Consider the following 20,525-nt stretch of genomic DNA (forward strand, 5'->3'; position numbering starts at 1 on the left):
GGGCCACCTTCTCCCCGGCGGGGAGAAGAAACCAGCGGCAACCGCTCACTGCCCCATGGTGGAGCGATGCGCCCAGCCGGTCATGCGCTTTTCCAGCCAGGCCATGACCGCATACATGGCGATACCTTCCACGGCGAGCATCAGCAGGCCTGCAAAGACCAGCGGCACGTTGAACTGGCTCTGCGCCGAACTCATCATGTTACCGAGGCCGTAATTGGAGGCGACGGTTTCCGAGACGACCGAGCCGACGAAGGCGAGCGTGATGGCGATTTTCAGCGAACCGAAGAAATAGGGCATGGACCGCGGAATGCCGACCTTCAGCATGATGTCCATCTTCTTTGCACCGAGTGCGCGCAGCACGTCTTCGGTCTCCGGCTCGATGGTGGCAAGGCCGGTGGCGACATTCACGACGATGGGAAAGAAGGAAATCAGGAAGGCGGTCAGAACGGCGGGTACCGTTCCGATGCCGAACCAGATGACGAGGATGGGCACCAGCGCCACCTTCGGAATGGCGTTAAAACCGATCATCAGCGGATAAAGGCCCGCATAGATGGTTTTCGACCAGCCGATGAACAGGCCGATGGCGAGACCGGCGGCGACGGCAATGGCGAAGCCCAGCGTCGTGGTATAAAGCGTCTGCAGCGAATTCTTCCAGATCGGCGACCAATATTGCACGATGGCCTGCCCGACCCTGATCGGCGACGGCAGAATTGTGGGCGGCATTTTCAACGCATAGACGAGCAGTTCCCACAGTGCGAAAAGCGCCAGCGTATAGAGCCATGGCGCGGCCTTCACCCAGTTGACCCGGTCAATCAGCGGCTTGCGCGGTTCGACCGCCGCGCTGCTTTCCATGATCGCGCTCATGCCGTCACCCTCGCCTGCGCGATTTCGCCATGCAGTTCCTGCACCATGTCGTTGAAACCCTTGTCATACATGATATCGAGCTGGCGCGGACGGGCGAAGGGAACACGATGTTCCGCCAGCACCCGGCCGGGCCTTGCGCTCATCACGAAAATCTTGTCGGCCAGAAAGGTCGCTTCGCGCAGATCATGGGTCACGAGAATGATGGTGACGCGTTGCGCGGCGTGCAGATCGCGGATGACGCACCACAACTCCTCACGGGTGAAGGCATCGAGTGCGCCGAAAGGCTCGTCCAGCATCAGCAATTCCGGTTCGTGGATCAGCGCACGGCAGAGATTGGCGCGCTGCTGCATACCGCCGGAAAGCTGCCAAGGGTATTTGGAGCCAAAGCCCTTCAGGCCGACGATTTCCAGCAGGCGCTCGGCCTTTGCGACATAGCTCGCCTTATGGGCGCGCAGGCGACGACGATGTTTCTCGACGATTTCGAGCGGCAGCAGGATGTTCTCGAGCGTGGTGCGCCAAGGCAGCATCGTCGGGTTCTGAAATGCCATGCCGACGATGGAGACCGGCTCCGTAACCTGCCGCCCGGCAACGACGACATTGCCCTTTTGCGGAATATGCAGGCCCGTCACCAGTTTCATCAGCGTGGACTTGCCGCAGCCGGACGGACCGACCACGGCGGCGAATTCACCCTTATCGACCGTCAAGTTCAGGCCGGATACGGCGAGCGTGCCGGCGGAACCGCCATAGCGCATGTCCACGCCGTCTATTTCCACGAGATGTGACATCGAGATCCCCATTTTTAGGCTGGAACGGGCGCCTATGGCCTTCGTTACTCCCGCCGCAATTCCAAGGCTGCCAGCTACACCCGGCATTGCCGCTTGTTTCTTCTCCCCGCCGGGGAGAAGGTGGCCCGAAGGGTCGGATGAGGGGGCAAGCGCAGAGATATACGGAGAGCTTGCCCCCTCATCCCGCTGACGCGGACTTCTCCCCGGCGGGGAGAAGAAACTCGCGGCACCCACTCGTCCATCTCAGGGAAGCATGCGCTCTTCCTTGGCCGGCAGGTAGGTCGCATCGAAGACCTGCTCCGCCTTGACGTTACCCTTGAGGCCAAGCGAAACCTTCAGCGTCTCGATGGAGGCCCCAAGCCGGGCCGGATCGACGCCGCCCATGCCGTTTTCCACCACATAGGGCGTCTTGATATTCATGCTGTTGGCCATGTTGAGGCGTTCAAGCTCGATGGCGCTATCGAGCGTCTCGTTGCGCTTCAACACCGCCGCCACCCCCTCTTCCGGGTTCTTGACGGAATCTACGAAGCCCTTGGCCAGTGCCTTCAGGAAACCTTTGACGGCTTCAGGATTTTTCTCAGCGAAATCAGTATTTACCAGCACCGCATTGCCATAGAGATTCAAGCCATGCTCGGCCATTAGGATGGTCGAGATATCGTCATCGGCAATGCCCTGTTTCTTGAGATTGAGGATGACCGAAAAGGCAAAACCGAAAACGGCATCGACGTCACCCTTGGCAAGCATCGGTTCACGCACCGGAAAACCGATCGATTCGATCTTGATCTTGCTGTCATCGAGGCCCGCCACCTGCTTGAAGGCAGGCCATTGCGCGAAGGCGCCATCCGGCGGCGGCGCGCCGAGCTTCTTGCCTTCCAGCGATTTCGGATCGCCGGTGACACCAAGCGACTTGCGGCCAACCACGGCAAATGTCGGGCGCTCATAGACCAAATAAACGGCCTTGATTTTCTGGCTAGGATCCTCGTCGAGGAACTTCATCACCGAGTTGATATCGCCAAAACCCATCTGATACGCGCCGGTCGCAACACGCGGGATGGCCTCGACCGAGCCGTTGCCGCTGTCGATGGTGACGTCGAGACCTTCCGCCTTGAAGTAGCCCTTGTCGAGCGCCAGCAGGAAACCGGCGGCTGGTCCCTCGAATTTCCAATCGAGCGTGAATTTCACCGGCGTTTCAGCATAAGCACCCGTCACCGGCAGCGAAAAGCCAGCGGCCGCACCGATGGCGGCAAGGGCCAGCGTTCTGGACAACAACCTGCGCGTTAAAATCATCTATTCCCCCTGATGGTTTTGCTGGATTGGTTGCATAAGACCCAATTCCAACCCTCAAGGCAAGATAAAATTGCATACAAAATAGCCGTTATTTTGTATGCTTATTTTATATGCATAAATGATCGATACACAGGCAAACAGCTGGCAATTCTGCCCATCCCGCGTGCAACGAAGGTGTGGAAATATCGTTCACACAGAGAACACATCGTTCTCATTTGCCGGGGTTGCGGATCAGGGGCAGCGTGAGACAAATAGGGCCACGAACAGCAGGCGAAACGGCGGGACGGCGACATGAATTCTGCACTTGGAATACACCACATCACCATGATCACCCGGAAGGTGCAGGCGAATGTGGATTTTTACGCCGGTTTCCTGGGGCTGCGGCTGGTCAAGCGCACGGCCGGCTTCGAGGACGCCATGCAGTTGCATCTGCTTTACGGCGACGATATCGGCTCTCCCGGCTCGTTACTGACCTTTCTGGTCTGGGAAGATGGCGGTCAGGGTCGCGTCGGATACGGGCAGACGCTGGAAATTTCCGTGGCGATCGATCCCGCGGCGATTGGATTCTGGCTGACACGGGCGCTAAAATTCGGCCTGCGCGCCGAGGGACCATCGGACGAATTCGGTGCGCCCGTCATCCGGCTGAAAGACCCTGATGGCCTGATCGTCAAGCTGGTCGGCACCCACGCCTTTGCTGATGCGACGCCGCATGTGACGGTCGATATCTCCACGGAAGATGCCATTCGCCGAATCTATGGTGCAACCATGCTGAGCGAGGTGCCGGAAGAAACCGTGGCGTTTCTGGAAAAACACTTCGGTTACCGGCAGGAAAGCCAGGCGGGCGCGATCCGCCGGCTCGTTTCCGACAGCGGCGACATTATTGACGTGCGTGATGCGACCGGCTTCTGGTCCAGCGCGCCCGGCACCGGCACGGTGGACCACATCGCTTTCCGTGCGAAGGACATGGATGAGCTGACCACGGTTCTAACCGGGTTGAAATCACTGAATTCCAGCACCACCAATGCCCATGACCGGAAATATTTCCACTCGCTCTACGTCCGGGAGCCGGGCGGCGTGCTGATTGAGATGGCAACGGATGCGCCCGGCATGACGGTGGACGAACCGCTGGCGACGCTTGGCGAAGAGCTGTTCATTCCGCCGCTCTTCATGAAGGATGAAGCGGATGTGCGTGTTGCCCTGCCGCAATTTGCAATGCCGGGGGAAGAGCGGATCGTCTATCGCGACCTGCCCTTCGTGCACCGTTTCTATACACCTGCGGAGCCTGACGGCAGCACCATCATCCTGCTGCACGGTTCCGGCGGCAGCGAAACGAGCCTGATGCCGCTGGCGCACAGGGCGGCACCCCGCGCCACCCTCCTCGGCGTGCGCGGCCGCAGCACGGAAGAAGATATCGCCCGCTGGTTTCGGCGCTTCCCCGATTTCAGCTTCGACCAGAATGATATCGCCTCGGAAGCGGAGGCCTTTGCCGCCTTTGTGGAAGGGGCAATCCGCGCCTATGGTCTCGATCGCTCGAAACTGCGGTTCATCGGCCATTCCAATGGCGCGAACTTCTATGCGGCCTTTGCAGCACTTTATCCGGAGCTTGCCGGCGACGCCCTGCTCTACCGCCCGATGCCGGTTCTTGAAACATGGCCGGAGAGCGATCTTTCCGGCCGCAATTTTCTGCTTGTTGCGGGAGAACGCGACAAATACCGCGACGGCGCGAGCGAGCTGCAAGGAAGGCTTGCGGCAAGCGGCGCAACGGTTGAGGTGGAAACGCTTGAGGACGGGCACGAACTCGGGCTCACCGATATCGACGTGGCGCGGCGCTGGCTGGTGGATGCTTCCTGATTCGAGCGGCGCATAGGACCGAGCGGCTGCGCCTTGCGTTCTTCTCCCCGCCGGGGAGAAGGTCGCGGCAGCGGGATGAGGGGGCGAGGTCAGCGATGGACCGAGAGCTTACCCCCTCATCTGTCCCTTCGGGACATCTTCTCCCCGGCGGGGAGAAGAAACAAGCGGCTCGCTTGTGCCCCAATCAACCGGGCCTTGCATAAATTCACCAAAAGGGCTTTAAAAACAGCTTCATAATTGGAGAGCCCGTTTGGACATCCCGCTGTTTATCCTCGCCCTCGTCGCGGCCTTCATCTACACGCTGGTCGCGAGCATCCGCAATTCAAGCCGAATCAAGTCTCTGGAACGGGAGGTTCACAGCCTCAAGCGGCTGATGGCTGCGGGGGTGGTCGCTCCGGCGATGACGCAGGCAGAGACCGCGGAAACAGCGGAAAAATCGGATTTCGCAGCGGAAACAGAAAGCGAAGCCGCACCGGAAGCAACAGCTTCCCAAGCTGCATACGCATCCGAGACCGACGAAGCCGCAGCCACGGCAGTACCGGAAGAACTCGCGCGCGAAGAGGCCCAGCCTGCGCCTGCTGTAGAGACTGCCGAAGCACCGGCAGCGAAGGAAAGCTTCGAAAGCCTGCTGGGCGCCCGCTGGGCCGTCTGGGCCGGCGGGCTGGCGCTGGCACTTGGCGGCATTTTCCTCGTGAAATACTCTATCGAATCGGGTCTCCTGAGCCCGGCGGTCAGGCTCGCGCTCGCCGCCATTTTCGGTCTTTTCCTCGGGCTTGCCGGCGAGGCGATCCGCCGCAAGGCGTTGCCGGGCATCGCCACCACCTATTCCAACGCCATGATACCGGGCGTGCTGACGGCAGCGGGCGCATTGACGCTGTTCGGCGTGGTCTATGCCGCCTATGGCATTTACGACTATATCGGCTCCGGCACGGCATTTGTCCTGCTCGGTGTTGTCGCCTTTGCCACCATCGGACTATCGCTTCTGCACGGACAGGCGCTGGCCGGTCTCGGCCTTCTCGGTTCGATGCTGACTCCGGCGCTGATTTCCAGCGAAACGCCAAATATCTGGGCGCTTTTCGTGTTCCTGACGATCTCGTGGCTGGCGACCGCCGCGGCCGCGCGCCGACAGGGCTGGACGGTGGTTCCATCGCTTGCCAATGTGGGACTTGGTCTATGGGCGCTCGGCTATATCGGTTTTTCCGAGACCGTCAGTGTCGAACCTGTCGTTATTTCCCTGCTGATCATGATTGCCGGAACAATCTGGCTTTGGCCGGGAGCGGCATTTGATAAAGCCAACCGCGATATATACGCGCCGGAAGAGGCAAAGGCCGAAACGACCGCGATGCGGCTGATACACCTATTTTCAAGGCCGTCCCTGGCGATTAGTCTCACCGTGTCTCTTGCCGTTGCGCTCCCAACGGTCGCCATCTTACTTGCCGATGGCGGGATAAGTATCCATCCTGCATTTGCGATGCTTGTACTCCTTGCCGCACTCGCTGCACTCGGTGCGAGCCGTCATTTCGCCGTCTGGCCGGCAATTTTCGCGGCGCTGACGGCACAGACCGGCGTCGCATTCCTAGGACAACGGTTCTTCGCTTTCGATCCGTTACTCGGTGGAGCCGCCGCGGTGACTTTGCCATCGGTCAGTAGCGGCACAGGCTCAAACGTCGCGGCGAGCCTCTCATTCGGCGCCATTCTGGTGCTGTGCGGATTTTCTTTCATCAAGCGAAAAGGGCCAGCAGACCAGAGCTTCGCCAAGCTGTGGGCGTTCCTGATTGCCCTTTTCCCGGTCTGGATAGGAACCACCAGCTTCGTCCTTTTCGGCAATCTCGGCCGAGACTGGCTGCATGCCGCCTACGGTCTCGGGCTTGGCTTCGTGCTGATTGCAGGTGCCGAATGGCTGCACCGGCAGAACAATGAGGCCTATCGCAAACCGCTCAACATTCTCGTGCTCGGTTCCTTTGCCGCCTTCGCGCTCAGCCTGCACACGCTGACGGAAGGGCTGGTGACAACCGTGCTGCTTTCCGTCATCGGTTTTGTCTATGTGCTGGCAAGCCGCAAGCGCAACTGGGAGGTGCTGCCCTGGGTGATGGCGGTGGCAAGCGTTGCCGTTCTCGGCCGTATCGCCTGGGAACCCACCCTCGTCGGGCCGCAGAACCTCGGCACCACGCCTGTTTTCAACGCGCTTCTGCCGGGCTATGGCATTCCCGCCCTGCTGGCCGTCGCCTCGGCCTGGCTGCTGCGCGACTGGCCGGGTGTCCGGGCCAAGAACTTCCTGCAGGCGATTGCCAGCGTGATGGGGCTTCTCGCCGTCGCCATCCTCATCCGCCACGCGATGAATGGCGGCACGCTTGACAACAGCGTACCGACACTTGGCGAACAGTCGATCTATACGCTGCTGACCATCGGTTTCTCAGGTGTCTTGATGACGCTCGATCTGAAGAGCCCGAGCCCCGTCTTCCGTTACGGTTCGATGATTGCCGGCGTGATCGCCGTCATCAATGTGCTGACGATGCATTTCTTCACGCTCAACCCCTACTTCACCGGCGAAAATACCGGCCGCATCCCGGTGCTCAACCTGCTGCTGATCGGTTACCTGTTGCCGGCGCTCGCCTATGGCGGCCTTGCCTATTATGCGCGGGGAAAACGTCCCCCGCTCTATGTCAGCATGCTGGCGGTGGCGGGTGCAGCACTCGGCTTCGCCTGGGCCACGCTTTCGGTGCGCCGTTTCTGGCAGGGCGAAAACATTGCCGACTGGAAGGGTTTCATGCAAGGCGAGACCTACAGCTATTCCGTGGTCTGGCTGCTGATCGGCGTGTTGCTGCTCGTGCTCGGCTCGCGCTTTAATGCCCGTAGCCTGCGTCTGGCATCGGCTGCCTTCGTGCTGATCTCGGTTGCCAAGGCCTTCCTGATCGACATGAGCAATCTTGAAGGTGTGCTGAGAGCCCTGTCCTTCATAGGGCTCGGCGCGGTGCTGATCGGCATCGGCCTGTTCTACCAGAAAATCCTCACCCGGAAGCCGAAGGCATGATCGCGGCCGAGGCTTTCGCGCCCTATGCGGCGCTCGCGCAGGACCTGATACCGCATGCCGCCGATACAGGCGACGGCTCGCATGATCTTGCCCATATTCACCGTGTCTTCCGCAACGCCATGCGCATCCATGCGGGCGAAGGCGGGGATGGCAATGTGCTGGCGGCAAGCGTGCTGTTGCATGATTGCGTGGCCGTGGAAAAGAATTCGCCCTTGCGGGTGCAGGCCTCGCGGCTGGCGGCGGAAAAAGCATCAGGCATTCTGGCCGGACTCGGCTGGCAGAAGCAGGATATCGACGCCGCGGCCCATGCCATCACCACCCATAGCTTTTCCGCCAATATCGAGCCGCAGACACTGGAGGCAAAAATCCTTCAGGATGCCGACCGGCTGGATGCCATCGGGATGATTGGTGCCGCGCGCTGCTTTTATATTGCCGGGCGCATGGGCTCAGCGCTTTACGACCCGGCCGATCCGCTGGCGAAGGAGCGACCGCTTGATGACCGCGCCTATGCCATCGACCATTTCGAAACCAAACTGTTCAAGCTGGCCGATGGCTTCCGCACCGAAACGGGGCGGCAGATGGCCAAAGCCCGCCATGAGCGGCTGAAACAGGTGCTAGACCTGTTTCTCGACGAGATTTGAGGATATCCAAGATGCGCGTGACCGAACTCAACATCTATCCGCTCAAAAGCGCGCGCGGCATTGCGCTTAAGGAAAGCGCCGTTTCGGCGGAAGGCCTGCCGGGTGACCGCCGCGCCATGCTGACCGACCCTTCCGGCCATTTCATCACCCAGCGCGAGTTGCCTGCCATCGCCACCGTGCTGGCACGACACGACGATGGCGGCATGGTGCTTTCGCGCGAGAAGAATGGCGAGATTTTCGCACGCCCCTCCGGGCAGCGCATGGATGTGGCGGTGTGGAAATCAGTCGTCAGCGCCAATATCGCCGCTGACGACACCAACGACACACTCTCGGCCTGGCTTGGGCGCGAGGTGAAGCTGGTATTCTTCGACGATGCCGCAAAGCGTATCGCAAGCCTTGAATGGACAGGCAATGAAACCCCCGTCACCTTTGCCGACGGCTACCAGATCCTGGTCACCACCACCGCCTCGCTTGCCGCACTCAACGACAATATGAGCGGAAATGGCGAGGACACTGTCGGCATGGAACGGTTCCGGCCGAATATCGTGCTGGAGACGGACGAGCCATGGGCGGAGGATCGCTGGGCGGCCATCGAGATCGGCGGCATTCGTTTTGATCTCGTCAAACCCTGCGCCCGCTGCATCATGACCACGCAGGACCAGATGACCGGCTCCCGCGATGTGCCCTCACCCATGAAAGCCATGGGCCGCATCCGGATGTCGAGTGATCGGCGCGTGCCCGGCCCGCTCTTCGGCTGGAACGTGACGCCGCGCGGTCAGGGCAGTCTGTCCGTTGGCGATGTGGCTAAGGTGGTCGAGGAACGGCCGGAGGGCTGGGCAATCAAGCGGCGGTAAGTCGGCGGCTTGGCTCTGTACGGGCACACCCTCCCGCCCTCATTCCTGTGCTTGTCACAGGAATCCTGCCGACGCGCGTCTGCGCGGCGAGAAGAATCTTTTCAGCCCAAGGACTTGGGCTGGCTGGATCCCTGTGACGAGCACAGGGATGAGGAGAGGAAGGAGCGTGATTACGGCTTCTTCGCCCCGACGATCAGAAAGATCGGACGGCGGTCCTCGTGCTTCAGTTCCGGGCGCTCGGCCATCAAAGCCGGATCGGGGCGCGGCTCCGCCAGCTGCGTCAGGGCAAAACCGGCGGACAGCAAGCCGTTGAGAATGCCTGATACGGTGCGGTGATATTTGACCACATCATCCGCCATCCAGTTGGAATGGCGCACGCCTTCGTTCTGATAGTTGTCGAGCGGCCAGTGCAGGATTTCACCATCCTCGCCATAAAACCAGTCCTGTTTTTCCAGCGCGGTGAACACCGGATGCTCGATGGAAAAGACGAAATCACCGCCGGCTTTCAGCACCGCGAAAATCTTCGCGAATGCCGCGTCGAGATCGCGGACGTAATGCAGGGCGAGAGAACTCAGCACCACATCGAAACTCTCCTGCGGAAAATCAATGTCTTCAATCGCTGCCCGGCGATAGTCGATGCCCGGGCCGCCATTGATTTCGGCAGCGCGGCGCAGCATGTTTTCCGAGAGATCGACGCCGACAATGTGCGCCGCCCCCTGTTCCGCCGCATAACGGCAATGCCAGCCGAAACCGCAGCCGAGATCGAGAAAAGACCTGTCTTTCAGGTCCGGCAGCATGGCGCGCAGCTCATGCCATTCGCCGGCCTGGCGCAAACCCTCGATGGAACGCGGCATGGCGCTATAACGCTCGAAAAAGCCTGCGTCGTCGTAGATATTCTGTTTCATCGTCGTCGCTCCGACCGTATTCCATCAATGGCATGAATAATGGCCGTCAAGAAAAGTCGCTAGTGGGACGGGCTGACAAAAGATAATATTCATCCGATCATAGAGGAATCCGCGGCAAGCCATGGCCCTTCTTTTTGGGCGCGCGCTGCGATGGGGGAATGTTCATGTCGCAAGCCACACGCCAGACCATGCCCTGGCTGATTATCGCAGCCGGGTCGCTGATTGCGGTCATGACCTTCGGACCCCGTTCGGCCATGGGTTTCTTCCAGTTGCCGATGCTTGCCGATACCGGCTGGGATCGTTCCACCTTCGGTCTTGCCATGGCTTTGCAGAACCTGTTCTGGGGCCTTGGCCAGCCTTTCTTCGGCGCGATGGCTGATAAATACGGCACGGGCCGCGTGCTCGTTCTGTCAGGCATTCTTTATGCCGCAGGTCTCGTCTGCATGTCCTTCGGCACCTCGCCTTTCTGGCTGCATTTTGGCGGCGGCGTGCTTGTCGGGCTTGGCATTGCCGCCGGTTCCTTCAGCGTCATTCTTTCCGCCTTCGCGCGCCACGTCACGCCGCAGCAGCGCTCGCTTGCCTTCGGCATCGGCACGGCGGCGGGTTCGGCCGGCATGTTCCTGTTTGCGCCCATCAGCCAGGGGCTGATTTCCGCCTATGGCTGGTCGGACAGCCTCGTCTGGCTGGCTGCCATGATGGTGCTCGTTCCGCTGCTGGCATGGCCGATGCGCGGCAATTCCTCCTCCGGCAGCCAGTCGCAGGCACAGTTCCAGCAGACGGCGGGCGAAGCGCTGAAGGAAGCGCTTGGCCACAAGAGCTATCTGCTTCTGACCACCGGTTTCTTCGTGTGCGGTTTTCAGGTGGCCTTCATAACAGCACATTTCCCGGCCTATCTCGGCGATATCGGCATCGAACCGCGTTACGCCGTCATCGCCATGGCGCTGATCGGCTTCTTCAACATCATCGGCTCGCTCGCCGCCGGGGTTATCGCCCAGCGTTATTCGAAACCCTATCTGCTGGCCTATATCTATATCGCCCGCTCGGTCGTGGTCACGGCCTTCCTGCTGCTGCCGCAATCGCCGCTTTCGGTCATTCTTTTCGCCTCGGTCATGGGTATTCTGTGGCTTTCCACCGTGCCGCCTACCAATGCGCTGGTGGCAATCATGTTCGGCACCCGCCATCTCGGCATGCTGGGCGGCGTGGTTTTCCTCACCCACCAGATCGGCTCGTTCCTCGGCGTGTGGCTGGGGGGCTTCCTTTATGACCGGTTCGGCACCTACGATATCGTCTGGTGGCTCGGCGTTGGCCTCGGGATTTTTGCGGCCATCGTGCACTGGCCCATTCAGGAGCGGCCGGCACCACGGCCTGCCATGGCATGAGACTGGAGCGCATTTCCTGACGGAAAACCGGGGTCCACTTTTCCTGGAAATGCTCTAGACCGCTTTATCGAGAGTGGGCGGCGCAGCCTTACGCTCCAGCGCCTTCAGCGCCGCCTGCACGAAACCGTCGCGGGCGGCGTTTTCATTCATGCCGCGCGGATCATAAACATGCCGGTGAAGGAAGTGGCCGGTCAGCCGAAACGCCGCCGCGAGGCTTTCGGGATCGGCCGCCTTCGACTGGCCTTCGCCGAGAAAGGCGGGAAGCGCAAGCATCCTTGCCGCATAGGGGGCGCCCGCCGTGCGGCAGACCGCCCTGCCCGTCTTCGGTGAGACATAGATGAGATCGCTGCGCAGCCCCGTCGCCGCACATTCTGTAAGATCAAGGCCGAAACCGAGATCATTCAGCACCGCCAGTTCGAAGCGCACGAACAATTCACCGGCATCGACCGGCTCATGGAGATTGTCGAGAATGACATCCAGCGCCTGGTAAAGATGCGGATGCGGATCGCGCTCCGGCAGAAGCCTGAGCAAAGCGCCCATGGCCTGCACACCGTAAACGGCCGTCGCCGTCTCCATCAACTGTGCTGCGCGCAATTGCAGCGGTTCGATACGGAATTCCCCGAGATGATCATGCAGCCGCGCTCGCCAGATGACATCCACCCGGTTTCCCGCCTGCAGCACCGGCTGCATAGTGCGAGACCGGCCGGAGCGCACCATGCCCAGATGGCGGCCGCGCGAAGGGGTCATCACCTCGGCGATGACACTTGTCTCGCCATGGCGTTTAAAGCCGAGAATGATCGCCTCATCCTGCCACTGCATGAAACCTGTCCGAATTTCGATTCAAGCCCGATCATAACCGATCTGGCGCCGAAACGTTATTCTTTTACAGCGTCGCTTGGCATGCCGACGAGTTTGAGAACAAAATCCATGATTTCATTCTCCCCGAAGGGCTTGCCGAGCAGAGGCGACTGCGAGAGATCATCGGGAAACCCCGTCGTATCGCCGTAACCGCTGACGAAACCGAAAGGAATGCCTACCTCGCGCAATCCGCGCGCGAAATCATAACTCTTGCCATCCGTCAGGCTGACATCGAGAAGAACGCAATCGGCGCCGTCCTGTTCGACGGCTTGCCTTGCCTGCCCAAGCGTCGTGGCGATCACGACCGTTTCCACCCCCATGGACTGGAGAACCGCTTCGACATCAAGCGCCACCAGATATTCATCCTCAACGATGATAACCCGTTGTGGCACCATATGTTTTCTTCTTCCTAAATAAACAGCCGAAAGGCTCGATGCCACGATCTGCGGCGTGATCTCAAGCGAGATATCACTACAGGAGTCGCAAATTACGGCTCCAGCGTCATTTAAAAAAGACATGTCGGAAGAAGATCAGATGAAGGGCCTTTGACGCTTCTCGTCGCTTTCCCAGCCGGCCACATGGGCCAGCCCGGCATTATCAAGCACCAGACAGCCCTTGTCCGTCCAGCGGATCAGGCCGCGATCGACCAGCTTTCTCAAGGTCTTGTTGGTGTGCACGATGGAAAGGCCGAGCGTATCCGCCACATGCTGCTGGGTGACAGGAATAGGCGTTTCGCCGCGCATGAGATCAACCGCCTTCGCCTTGCTGTAGAGGAATGCGATGAGATAGGCCGCGCGCTCCAGTGCGGTACGCCTCCCGATGCTGAGGAGATGGCTGTCGAGCATGCGTTCCTCACTTGCCGCGATCCAGGTCAGGTCATAGGCAAGGCTCGGATGATCGGTGAAGAGATTGTTGAGGCGCGACCGCTCGAAGACGCAGAGCGTCACCGGCGACAGCGCCTCCACCGAATGCTGCATTTCCCCCATCACCGTGCCCTGCAGACCAACGAGATCACCCGGCATGACATAGTTGAGGATCTGCCGCCGGCCGTCCTCCAGCGTCTTGTAACGAAAAGCCCAGCCATGCAGGACGGTATAGAGATGGGCGCTGTGCGAGCCTTCCATCAGGATGACGGAGCCGCTTTCCACCGCGAGCTCTCCCGTCTTGAAACGGGAGACGAAATCGAGTTCGGGGGAGGAAAAGTCCCGGAAGTGCGGCAGATCGCGCAGGGGACATTGCTGGCACGGGGTGGTGGAGATTCCGTTCGGTTTTTTTGGCGACATGAATATCCATCATCAAAAAAGGTTGCGCCCAATTGTTTTGGAACAACCCGCCCGAACGTATTCGGTTCCAGATGATAGCTGAAGATATTCAGTTCGTTATTTGTGCAGAGATCCCCTATGCCCGCTCCGTCCTCATTCCTGTGCTTGTCACAGGAATGAGGAACGAAACGGATACCAGTTAGCCCCGCGGGAATTCGAGACCCATTTCACGGAAACGCTCGGGGTCGTCGCCCCAGTTCTCGCGCACCTTGACGAACAGGAAAAGATGCACCGGCTGCTCGAGGATCTCAGACAGTTCCTTGCGCGAGGCGGTGGAGATCGCCTTGATCGCATCGCCGTTCTTGCCCAGCGCGATCTTCTTCTGGCTGTCGCGCTCGACATAGATCACCTGCTCGATGCGCACGGAGCCGTCCTTGCGTTCCTCCCACTTTTCCGTCTCGACATGCGAGGCGTAGGGCAATTCCTGATGCAGGCGCAGGAACAGTTTTTCGCGGGTGATTTCGGCCGCGAGCTGGCGCATCGGCAGATCGGAAATCTGGTCTTCCGGATAATACCACGGGCCTTCCGGCAGCGCCTCCACCAGGTAATCCATCAGGTCTTCGCAGCCCGAACCGTTGGTGGCGGAAATCATGAAGGTGCGGTCAAACGCGACCGTCTCATTGGCGGCGGCGGCGAGCTTCAGAAGGTCTTCCCGCTTCACCTGGTCGATCTTGTTGAGGCAGAGGATCTTCTTCTGCGGAACATCCTTCAGCCCTTCGAGAATGGCCTCGGCATCACCCTTCAGGCCGCGCTCGCTGTCGATCAAAAGCAGAATGAGATCCGCATCCTTCGCGCCGCCCCAGGCCGAAGTAACCATGGCGCGGTCGAGCCGGCGGCGCGGTTTGAAGATGCCGGGCGTGTCCATGAAAACGATCTGCGCATTTTTGTGAATGGCGATGCCGCGCATCACGGCCCGCGTCGTCTGCACCTTGTGGCTGACGATCGAAACCTTAGCGCCAACCAGCCTGTTCACCAGCGTCGACTTGCCGGCATTGGTCGGGCCGATAAGGGCCACAAAACCGGAACGGGTCGGAAGGTTGTTGTCTTCGCCTTCAATGGCGGGGTTTTCGTGATCGGTCATGTTATCCATCAAGGTCAGAGGTATTCAACATGCGGCCCGCGGGTCCGCCATGCGCTCGATTCTGGCACCCTAAGGTGGGTGCTCAGTTTTTGGTGGGGCTTTTCTGCCAGACGCCTTCGCGCTCCAGCAATCTGGTGGCCGCCACCTGTTCGGCCGCGCGCTTGGAGCGCTCGACGCCGGTTTCCGGCTTCACGCCGGGAATTTCCACCGTCACGGTGAAGCTGGGATCGTGATCCGGTCCGGAGCGATCGTCAACCCGGTAAGCGGGTGTCGCCGCAAATCGGGCATGCGCCCATTCCTGCAACTCGGTCTTGGCATCACGCCGGCCGGCATCCACGCTGGTCGCGCGGCCCTGCCAGTATTTCAGAATGAATTTGCGCGACGCTTCCAGCCCGCCATCCAGATAGATGGTGGCGATCAGGCTTTCGACAACATCAGCGCGCACGTTCAGCATCGCCTTGCCGGTCAGCTTCTTCACGTCCGATCCGGTGCGAATGAAATTATGCAGGCCCATCTCGTCGCCGATCGCGGCGCAGGATTCAGCGCTGACAAGCTGGTTCAGGCGAACGGAAAGCTCGCCTTCGCTGGCGTTGCGGAAAGTGGAAAACAGCAGTTCGGCAACACAGAGACCGAGAACGCGGTCGCCCAGAAATTCCAGCCGCTCGTAATTGCCGGCTGCGGCAGAACGGGCGCTGGCATGGGTCAAGGCCCGGTCTAGCCGGGCCTTTTCCTTGAATTCATATCCGATCAACGCTTCGAGACGGGAAATCTCCGCAATCGACAGCGGCTTGGTCTTGCTCATCCCACAACCTTGAACAGGCGGTCCCAACGCATGTTGGCCGGCCATTCCCAAATGCGGCTGAACGGCGTGTCGTTGCCCAGCGAGAAGAAGATGATGCTGGCGCGGCCAATCAGGTTTTCTTCCGGCACGAAACCGACGTCAAAACGGCTGTCGAGCGAATTGTCTCTGTTGTCGCCCATCATGAAATAATGGCCTTCCGGCACCACGAATTCGCGGGTGTTGTCGCCGCGCGAGTCTGGCGACTGGTCGAGCGTGTCGTAGGTGACGCCATTATCGAGTGTTTCGCGGAAGACCGGCACATTGGTGCCCGGATCGGCGCGGTAATCCGAGGTGAAGGTGCCGTCTGGCTGCTTCGGAACCGGCTGGCCGTTGATGAACAGCACGCCGTTCGTCACCTGCACACGGTCACCGGGTAAGCCGACCAGGCGCTTGATGTAATCCACTTCAGGATTGGGCGGCAGGCGGAAGACCACGACATCGCCGCGCTTCGGCTTGCTGAATTCGAGGATACGGCCGGAAAAGAGGTTCGGCGAAAAGGGCAGCGAATATTTCGAATAGCCGTAGGAGAACTTGTTGACGAACAGATAGTCGCCAACCAGAAGCGTCGGCATCATCGAGCCTGACGGGATCGTGAAGGGCTGAAACAGCACGGTGCGGATGACCATGGCCAGCAGCAGCGCCTGAATGATGACCTTGACGTTCTCCCAGAGGGCGTTCTGCTTCTTCTCAGCTTTTTCGGACACTTATAGACCTGCCTGATTGTTCCCCGGCTCCTTCGATCTCAGAAGCTCCCGGGCCGTTGCTTGTCGCGCCTGCGGCGGGTGATGCTGTTTCACGCAGCCGGCAACGCTTTCATATTTCTGCGACTTCTCTAGAACCTTTCCAGCCCGAAGGGAAGCGCTTCTGTGACACCTCTGCAAATAGAGCGCCTTTATGACGGCAGCACGCCTTACCCGTTCACGGGAACCGCTTCGATAATCACAAATGCCTGAGCATAGGGGAAGTCATCCGTGATCGTCAGATGGATATTGGCGCGATGACCGGGCGGCAGCATGCCCGCCAGCCTATCCCCTGCTCCGTTGGTCAGGATCATGGTCGGTTTGCCGCCCGGCAGATTGACGACGCCCATATCCTTCCAGAAAACGCCGTTCGCAAGTCCGGTTCCAAGCGCCTTGGAGCAGGCTTCCTTGGCAGCGAAACGCTTGGCGTAAGACGCGGCACGGTTTTTCCGGCCATCCGATTTCGCCCGTTCGATATCGGTGAAACAGCGATGGGTGAAACGTTCGCCGAAACGCTCGATCGATTTTTCGACGCGGCGGATGTCGATCAGGTCGCTGCCCAATCCAATGATCATTTCAACATCTCCAGAGAAGCATTCTTATTGGCGGCGCGGTGGGCGAGATTTTCCATCTTGCGCCGCTGGAAGCCGCTGATGAGGCTGTAGACGGCGATATAGGCAATGACAGCGCTGATGGCAGCGGGAAACAACGCACCGATGGTCATGGGTTCCAGCACCGGCGTCCATATCTGCCGGAATTCGAGATGGCTGAACAGCGCGACGAAATCCACATGCGCCGCACTTGCCGTCTTCTGCCGGCCGAGGATGAAATGCCCCAGCTCCCAGGTGGACGCCCAGATGAACGGAAATGTCAGCGGATTGCCGAAGGTGGTGCCGAGTGCTGCGGCCACGAGATTGACGCGCATGAGGAAACCGAGCGCCATGGCGATGATGATATGGATACCGAGAAAGGGTGTCCACGCCACGCCCACACCAATCGCAACACCGGCGGCAACCGAATGGGGAGAGGCGGAAAGCCTGAGAAGGCGCAGCTTCATATAGCGCAGCGAACGGGAAAACCCCGTGCGCGGCCAAAAGAGGTCGCGAATCTTTTCTGAAAAACCAACGGGTTCACGGCGGCGAAACGGCATGGGTGCAGTTTATTTCATCGCCCGGGCGGAGCCAAGAGGCTGGCGGACGACAAAGGTGTTTTGCCGGATATTCTTCTCACCGCCATTCCGGTGTTGAGCCGGAATGTTCCGGGGAACGGGAGTAAGAAGGATGCTCCCGTCGTGGATCCGCGCTTGTTGGTGCGCAGCCGCATTGTTTTTCTTGCAGAGCGCGAGACCGCGCCACAATGGCTGCGAAACTCGTGAACCACATACGCATGGCGAAGGGCTGCCATGCGCTGAGTGCATTACCGGCGGAACAGGCCGCGGTCGATTTCGCGCTGACGGAACTCGAGGTCGACATTCGATACCGAGCCGCTGAGATAATCGAATTCGCGTTCCTGGGTCGTCTTGCCACGAACGGCTCGGGCGATCTTGCGAAGCGGAGTAAACATGATTTCATGTCCTTTCAGTTTGGAAATGGCGTTTCTCATCGGTGTAGGACCACCGGCACGCCGCGTTTTCCGTTTTCAATTTCTGAAAGGAAGATAGTCGCAAACCACAGCAGCGACCAGAGACAGGAAAAGGCCGCTGCCATGCATTGAGCGCATAACAACGGCCTTTTGGTATTTGCAAAAGATCAAAAATGCCTCAATCGAAGGCACGCGTGACCGTCGACACGCAATCGAGATCCTTGAGCTGCGACAGCAACTGGTTCAGCTGCCTGAGATCCCAGACTTCGACATCCAGCGCCAGTTCGGAGAAGTCAGTGCCGATGCGGACCATGTTGAGCCCGCGGATGTTGACATCAAGCGTCGCGATCGATTGCGCGACGGAGGCGAGCGTGCCCGGCTCGTTCAGCGCATTGATCATCACCCGCGCCATGAAGCGCGACTTGTTCGCCTCATCGAGATCCCAACGGACATCGATCCAGCGTTCCGGTTCATCGTCGAAGCGCTGAAGCGCCGGCGCCTGAATGGGATAGATGGTGATGCCCTTGCCTTTTTCCATGATGCCGACGATGCGGTCGCCCGGAACGGCACCAGCCGCACCGAAATGCACATCAACATTGCCGGAAAGGCCACGGATCGGTAGCGGGTCCGGTCCGTCCAGCATCTCGGCCGCGCCGTCATCCTCCAGAACGGAGCGCGACTTGCCGGGGATCTTGAAGACCATGCCGGAGGCGCTGCGCATGTTGAACCAGCCGTCGTCGCCGGTCATCTTCACCGTCACGCGCTCGTCCTGATAATCCGGGAACACCGCACGCAGCACGTCGAGCGAGGAGACCTCACCGCGGCCAACGGCGGCGATGGCGTCTTCCACGTCCTTCTGCGCCAGACGATGCAGCACGGGCTTCAGCGCTTCACGAGAGAATGCCTTGCCGGCGCGCTCGAAGGTGCGCTCGAGAATACGATAACCGAGGCCGGAATATTGCTTGCGGATGGCCATGCGGGTGGCGCGGCGAATGGCCGAGCGGGCCTTGCCCGTCACCACAACCTCTTCCCAGGCGGCGGGCGGCACCTGCACGCCGGAACGGATGATCTCCACCTCGTCGCCATTGTTGAGCCGGGTGACGAGCGGCATGATCCGCCCGTTGATCTTGGCGCCGACCGTGGTGTCGCCGATATTGGTGTGCACCGCATAGGCGAAATCGATGGGGGTCGCGCCACGCGGCAGGGCAATCAGCTTGCCCTTGGGCGTGAAACAGAACACCTGATCCTGGAACAGCTCAAGCTTGGTATGCTCCAGGAATTCTTCCGGGCTGTCGCCTTCGGCCAGCGATTCGATGGTGTGGCGCAGCCAGGAATAGGCATTGCTTTCTTTCGAAAGCAGATCGCCCTCGCCGTTTTCGCCGTCCTTGTAGAGCGCATGGGCGGCGATGCCGAATTCGGCGATCTCATGCATGCGCTTGGTGCGGATCTGCAGCTCGATACGCTGGCGCGACGGGCCGACGATGGTGGTGTGGATGGAGCGATAATCGTTCTGCTTCGGGGTGGAGATATAGTCCTTGAAGCGGCCCGGCACCACGCGCCAGCGGGTGTGTACAATGCCCAGCGCCCGGTAGCAGCCGGGAATATCATCCACCAGAATGCGGAAACCGTAGACATCGGAAAGCTGCTCGAAGGAGAGCGACTTCGACTGCATCTTGCGGAATACCGAATAGGGCTTCTTCTGACGCCCCTTGACGTTCGTGCCGAGCAACCCGTTGGCCACCAGAAGTTCGCGCAACTCGTCCTCGATCTTCTTGATGAGGCCTTCATTGCGGGTTTCCAGTTCCTGCAGACGGTTGGTCACCGTCTCATAGGCTTCCGGATTGAGATAACGGAAGGACAGGTCCTCCAGCTCGTCGCGCATATCCTGCATGCCCATGCGGCCGGCGAGCGGCGCATAGATTTCCATGGTCTCCTCGGAAATGCGGCTGCGCTTGTCGGCCGGCATGTATTCCATGGTGCGCATATTGTGCAGGCGGTCGGCGAGCTTGACCAGGAGAACACGCACGTCATCGGAAATGGCAAGCAGCAGCTTGCGCAGGTTTTCGGCCTGCTTGGCCTTGCGGGTGACGAGATCGAGTTTCTTGAGCTTGGTGAGACCCTCCACCAGCCGGCCGATGTCTTCGCCGAAGAGTTCATCTATTTCAGCACGGGTGGCGGTGGTGTCCTCGATCGTATCGTGCAGCAACGCCACCGCGATGGTCGATTCGTCGAGATGCATTTCGGTGAGGATCGCGGCAACTTCCAGCGGATGCGAGATATAGGGGTCGCCATTGGCCCGCTTCTGCTGGCCATGTTTCTGCATCGCGTAAACATAGGCCTTGTTCAGCAGGGCCTCATTCGCATCCGGTTTATATTTTTGAACCCGCTCAACGAGTTCGTATTGCCGCATCATGCGATATTCCACAAAAAGAAAGCGCGCCAACCTTGGGGTCGGCGCACAATGCTGCATCAATAGGGATCAGATTATGACGGCAACTATTGACA

Annotated in this window: 19 protein-coding genes; 5 read left to right on the top strand and 14 right to left on the bottom strand. The window is 59.8% G+C overall.

The window, feature by feature from the left end; translation table 11 throughout:
- Window positions 1-45: 45 nt before the first annotated feature.
- The 3 genes from O8B93_RS14375 to O8B93_RS14385 all read right to left on the bottom strand — a co-directional run bounded on the left by O8B93_RS14375 (window position 46) and on the right by O8B93_RS14385 (window position 2,936).
- Window positions 46-864 (bottom strand): ABC transporter permease, encoded by an 819-nt coding sequence (locus O8B93_RS14375; protein WP_269710619.1) that lies wholly within the window; start codon window positions 862-864, stop codon window positions 46-48.
- The gene (locus tag O8B93_RS14380; RefSeq protein ID WP_269710620.1) at window positions 861-1,649 is read right to left on the bottom strand and encodes an ABC transporter ATP-binding protein; all 789 of its coding nucleotides are present in this window, start codon (window positions 1,647-1,649) and stop codon (window positions 861-863) included. The genes O8B93_RS14375 and O8B93_RS14380 overlap by 4 nt, the downstream gene beginning before the upstream one ends.
- Before the next feature lie 243 nt (window positions 1,650-1,892).
- On the bottom strand, window positions 1,893-2,936 hold the full coding sequence (locus O8B93_RS14385; protein WP_269710621.1) for an ABC transporter substrate-binding protein: 1,044 nt from the start codon (window positions 2,934-2,936) through the stop codon (window positions 1,893-1,895).
- Window positions 2,937-3,227: 291 nt separating this feature from the next.
- Between O8B93_RS14385 and O8B93_RS14390 the strand changes: the two genes are divergently transcribed.
- The 4 genes from O8B93_RS14390 (at window position 3,228) to O8B93_RS14405 (ending at window position 9,313) form a co-directional block, all read left to right on the top strand.
- Window positions 3,228-4,787, top strand: a complete 1,560-nt coding sequence (locus tag O8B93_RS14390) for a VOC family protein (protein ID WP_269710622.1) — start codon at window positions 3,228-3,230, stop codon at window positions 4,785-4,787.
- Between the two features lie 250 nt (window positions 4,788-5,037).
- Window positions 5,038-7,818, top strand: coding sequence for a DUF2339 domain-containing protein (locus O8B93_RS14395; protein WP_269710623.1), 2,781 nt, complete (start codon window positions 5,038-5,040; stop codon window positions 7,816-7,818).
- Window positions 7,815-8,459 (top strand): HD domain-containing protein, encoded by a 645-nt coding sequence (locus O8B93_RS14400; RefSeq protein WP_269710624.1) that lies wholly within the window; start codon window positions 7,815-7,817, stop codon window positions 8,457-8,459. Before O8B93_RS14395 ends, O8B93_RS14400 begins: the two co-directional genes overlap by 4 nt.
- Window positions 8,460-8,470: 11 nt before the next feature.
- On the top strand, window positions 8,471-9,313 hold the full coding sequence (locus O8B93_RS14405) for an MOSC domain-containing protein (RefSeq protein ID WP_269710625.1): 843 nt from the start codon (window positions 8,471-8,473) through the stop codon (window positions 9,311-9,313).
- Window positions 9,314-9,483: 170 nt separating this feature from the next.
- Here O8B93_RS14405 and O8B93_RS14410 read toward each other — a convergent pair whose 3' ends face one another.
- The gene (locus O8B93_RS14410; RefSeq protein ID WP_269710626.1) at window positions 9,484-10,218 is read right to left on the bottom strand and encodes a class I SAM-dependent methyltransferase; all 735 of its coding nucleotides are present in this window, start codon (window positions 10,216-10,218) and stop codon (window positions 9,484-9,486) included.
- Between the two features lie 164 nt (window positions 10,219-10,382).
- Between O8B93_RS14410 and O8B93_RS14415 the strand changes: the two genes are divergently transcribed.
- Window positions 10,383-11,597: an MFS transporter gene (locus tag O8B93_RS14415; protein WP_269710627.1), complete on the top strand. Its 1,215-nt coding sequence runs from the start codon at window positions 10,383-10,385 to the stop codon at window positions 11,595-11,597.
- Window positions 11,598-11,651: 54 nt separating this feature from the next.
- Here the strand turns inward: O8B93_RS14415 and recO are convergent, their stop codons facing one another.
- From recO to O8B93_RS14465, 10 genes are all read right to left on the bottom strand, one after another.
- The gene (recO, locus tag O8B93_RS14420) at window positions 11,652-12,416 is read right to left on the bottom strand and encodes a DNA repair protein RecO (RefSeq protein WP_269710628.1); all 765 of its coding nucleotides are present in this window, start codon (window positions 12,414-12,416) and stop codon (window positions 11,652-11,654) included.
- A 56-nt stretch (window positions 12,417-12,472) separates the two neighbouring features.
- On the bottom strand, window positions 12,473-12,850 hold the full coding sequence (locus O8B93_RS14425) for a response regulator (protein WP_269710629.1): 378 nt from the start codon (window positions 12,848-12,850) through the stop codon (window positions 12,473-12,475).
- A 135-nt stretch (window positions 12,851-12,985) separates the two neighbouring features.
- Complete coding sequence (locus O8B93_RS14430) at window positions 12,986-13,738, bottom strand: Crp/Fnr family transcriptional regulator (protein WP_269710630.1); 753 nt, start codon at window positions 13,736-13,738, stop codon at window positions 12,986-12,988.
- A 178-nt stretch (window positions 13,739-13,916) separates the two neighbouring features.
- Entirely contained in the window at window positions 13,917-14,867 is a 951-nt protein-coding gene (gene era, locus O8B93_RS14435) for a GTPase Era (RefSeq protein WP_035218044.1), read from the bottom strand.
- Window positions 14,868-14,940: 73 nt separating this feature from the next.
- Window positions 14,941-15,660, bottom strand: a complete 720-nt coding sequence (gene rnc / locus O8B93_RS14440; RefSeq protein WP_269710631.1) for a ribonuclease III — start codon at window positions 15,658-15,660, stop codon at window positions 14,941-14,943.
- Window positions 15,657-16,403: a signal peptidase I gene (gene lepB / locus O8B93_RS14445; RefSeq protein ID WP_269710632.1), complete on the bottom strand. Its 747-nt coding sequence runs from the start codon at window positions 16,401-16,403 to the stop codon at window positions 15,657-15,659. The genes rnc and lepB overlap by 4 nt, the downstream gene beginning before the upstream one ends.
- A 206-nt stretch (window positions 16,404-16,609) precedes the next feature.
- Window positions 16,610-17,014 carry a holo-ACP synthase gene (gene acpS / locus O8B93_RS14450; protein ID WP_269710633.1) on the bottom strand — a complete coding sequence of 135 codons (405 nt, stop codon included), beginning with the start codon at window positions 17,012-17,014 and terminating at the stop codon, window positions 16,610-16,612.
- The gene (locus O8B93_RS14455; protein WP_269710634.1) at window positions 17,011-17,589 is read right to left on the bottom strand and encodes a DUF2062 domain-containing protein; all 579 of its coding nucleotides are present in this window, start codon (window positions 17,587-17,589) and stop codon (window positions 17,011-17,013) included. Before O8B93_RS14455 ends, acpS begins: the two co-directional genes overlap by 4 nt.
- Window positions 17,590-17,855: 266 nt before the next feature.
- Window positions 17,856-18,002: a hypothetical protein gene (locus O8B93_RS14460; protein WP_035214828.1), complete on the bottom strand. Its 147-nt coding sequence runs from the start codon at window positions 18,000-18,002 to the stop codon at window positions 17,856-17,858.
- Between the two features lie 196 nt (window positions 18,003-18,198).
- Entirely contained in the window at window positions 18,199-20,433 is a 2,235-nt protein-coding gene (locus O8B93_RS14465; RefSeq protein WP_269710635.1) for a RelA/SpoT family protein, read from the bottom strand.
- Between the last annotated feature and the right edge of the window lie 92 nt (window positions 20,434-20,525).

The organism is Martinezella rhizogenes, from assembly GCF_027460065.1.
Lineage (GTDB): Bacteria > Pseudomonadota > Alphaproteobacteria > Rhizobiales > Rhizobiaceae > Agrobacterium > Agrobacterium rhizogenes_C.

What these genes read in the sequence shown, in the direction of transcription:
- O8B93_RS14385 (WP_269710621.1), bottom strand. Translation starts at nt 2,936, where the DNA reads ATGATTTTAACGCGCAGGTTGTTGTCCAGAACGCTGGCCCTTGCCGCC.
- recO (WP_269710628.1), bottom strand. Translation starts at nt 12,416, where the DNA reads ATGCAGTGGCAGGATGAGGCGATCATTCTCGGCTTTAAACGCCATGGC.
- rnc (WP_269710631.1), bottom strand. Translation starts at nt 15,660, where the DNA reads ATGAGCAAGACCAAGCCGCTGTCGATTGCGGAGATTTCCCGTCTCGAA.
- O8B93_RS14455 (WP_269710634.1), bottom strand. Translation starts at nt 17,589, where the DNA reads ATGCCGTTTCGCCGCCGTGAACCCGTTGGTTTTTCAGAAAAGATTCGC.
- O8B93_RS14405 (WP_269710625.1), top strand. Translation starts at nt 8,471, where the DNA reads ATGCGCGTGACCGAACTCAACATCTATCCGCTCAAAAGCGCGCGCGGC.
- O8B93_RS14390 (WP_269710622.1), top strand. Translation starts at nt 3,228, where the DNA reads ATGAATTCTGCACTTGGAATACACCACATCACCATGATCACCCGGAAG.
- O8B93_RS14400 (WP_269710624.1), top strand. Translation starts at nt 7,815, where the DNA reads ATGATCGCGGCCGAGGCTTTCGCGCCCTATGCGGCGCTCGCGCAGGAC.
- era (WP_035218044.1), bottom strand. Translation starts at nt 14,867, where the DNA reads ATGGATAACATGACCGATCACGAAAACCCCGCCATTGAAGGCGAAGAC.
- O8B93_RS14380 (WP_269710620.1), bottom strand. Translation starts at nt 1,649, where the DNA reads ATGTCACATCTCGTGGAAATAGACGGCGTGGACATGCGCTATGGCGGT.
- O8B93_RS14465 (WP_269710635.1), bottom strand. Translation starts at nt 20,433, where the DNA reads ATGATGCGGCAATACGAACTCGTTGAGCGGGTTCAAAAATATAAACCG.
- O8B93_RS14415 (WP_269710627.1), top strand. Translation starts at nt 10,383, where the DNA reads ATGTCGCAAGCCACACGCCAGACCATGCCCTGGCTGATTATCGCAGCC.
- O8B93_RS14460 (WP_035214828.1), bottom strand. Translation starts at nt 18,002, where the DNA reads ATGTTTACTCCGCTTCGCAAGATCGCCCGAGCCGTTCGTGGCAAGACG.
- O8B93_RS14425 (WP_269710629.1), bottom strand. Translation starts at nt 12,850, where the DNA reads ATGGTGCCACAACGGGTTATCATCGTTGAGGATGAATATCTGGTGGCG.
- acpS (WP_269710633.1), bottom strand. Translation starts at nt 17,014, where the DNA reads ATGATCATTGGATTGGGCAGCGACCTGATCGACATCCGCCGCGTCGAA.
- O8B93_RS14430 (WP_269710630.1), bottom strand. Translation starts at nt 13,738, where the DNA reads ATGTCGCCAAAAAAACCGAACGGAATCTCCACCACCCCGTGCCAGCAA.
- O8B93_RS14375 (WP_269710619.1), bottom strand. Translation starts at nt 864, where the DNA reads ATGAGCGCGATCATGGAAAGCAGCGCGGCGGTCGAACCGCGCAAGCCG.
- O8B93_RS14410 (WP_269710626.1), bottom strand. Translation starts at nt 10,218, where the DNA reads ATGAAACAGAATATCTACGACGACGCAGGCTTTTTCGAGCGTTATAGC.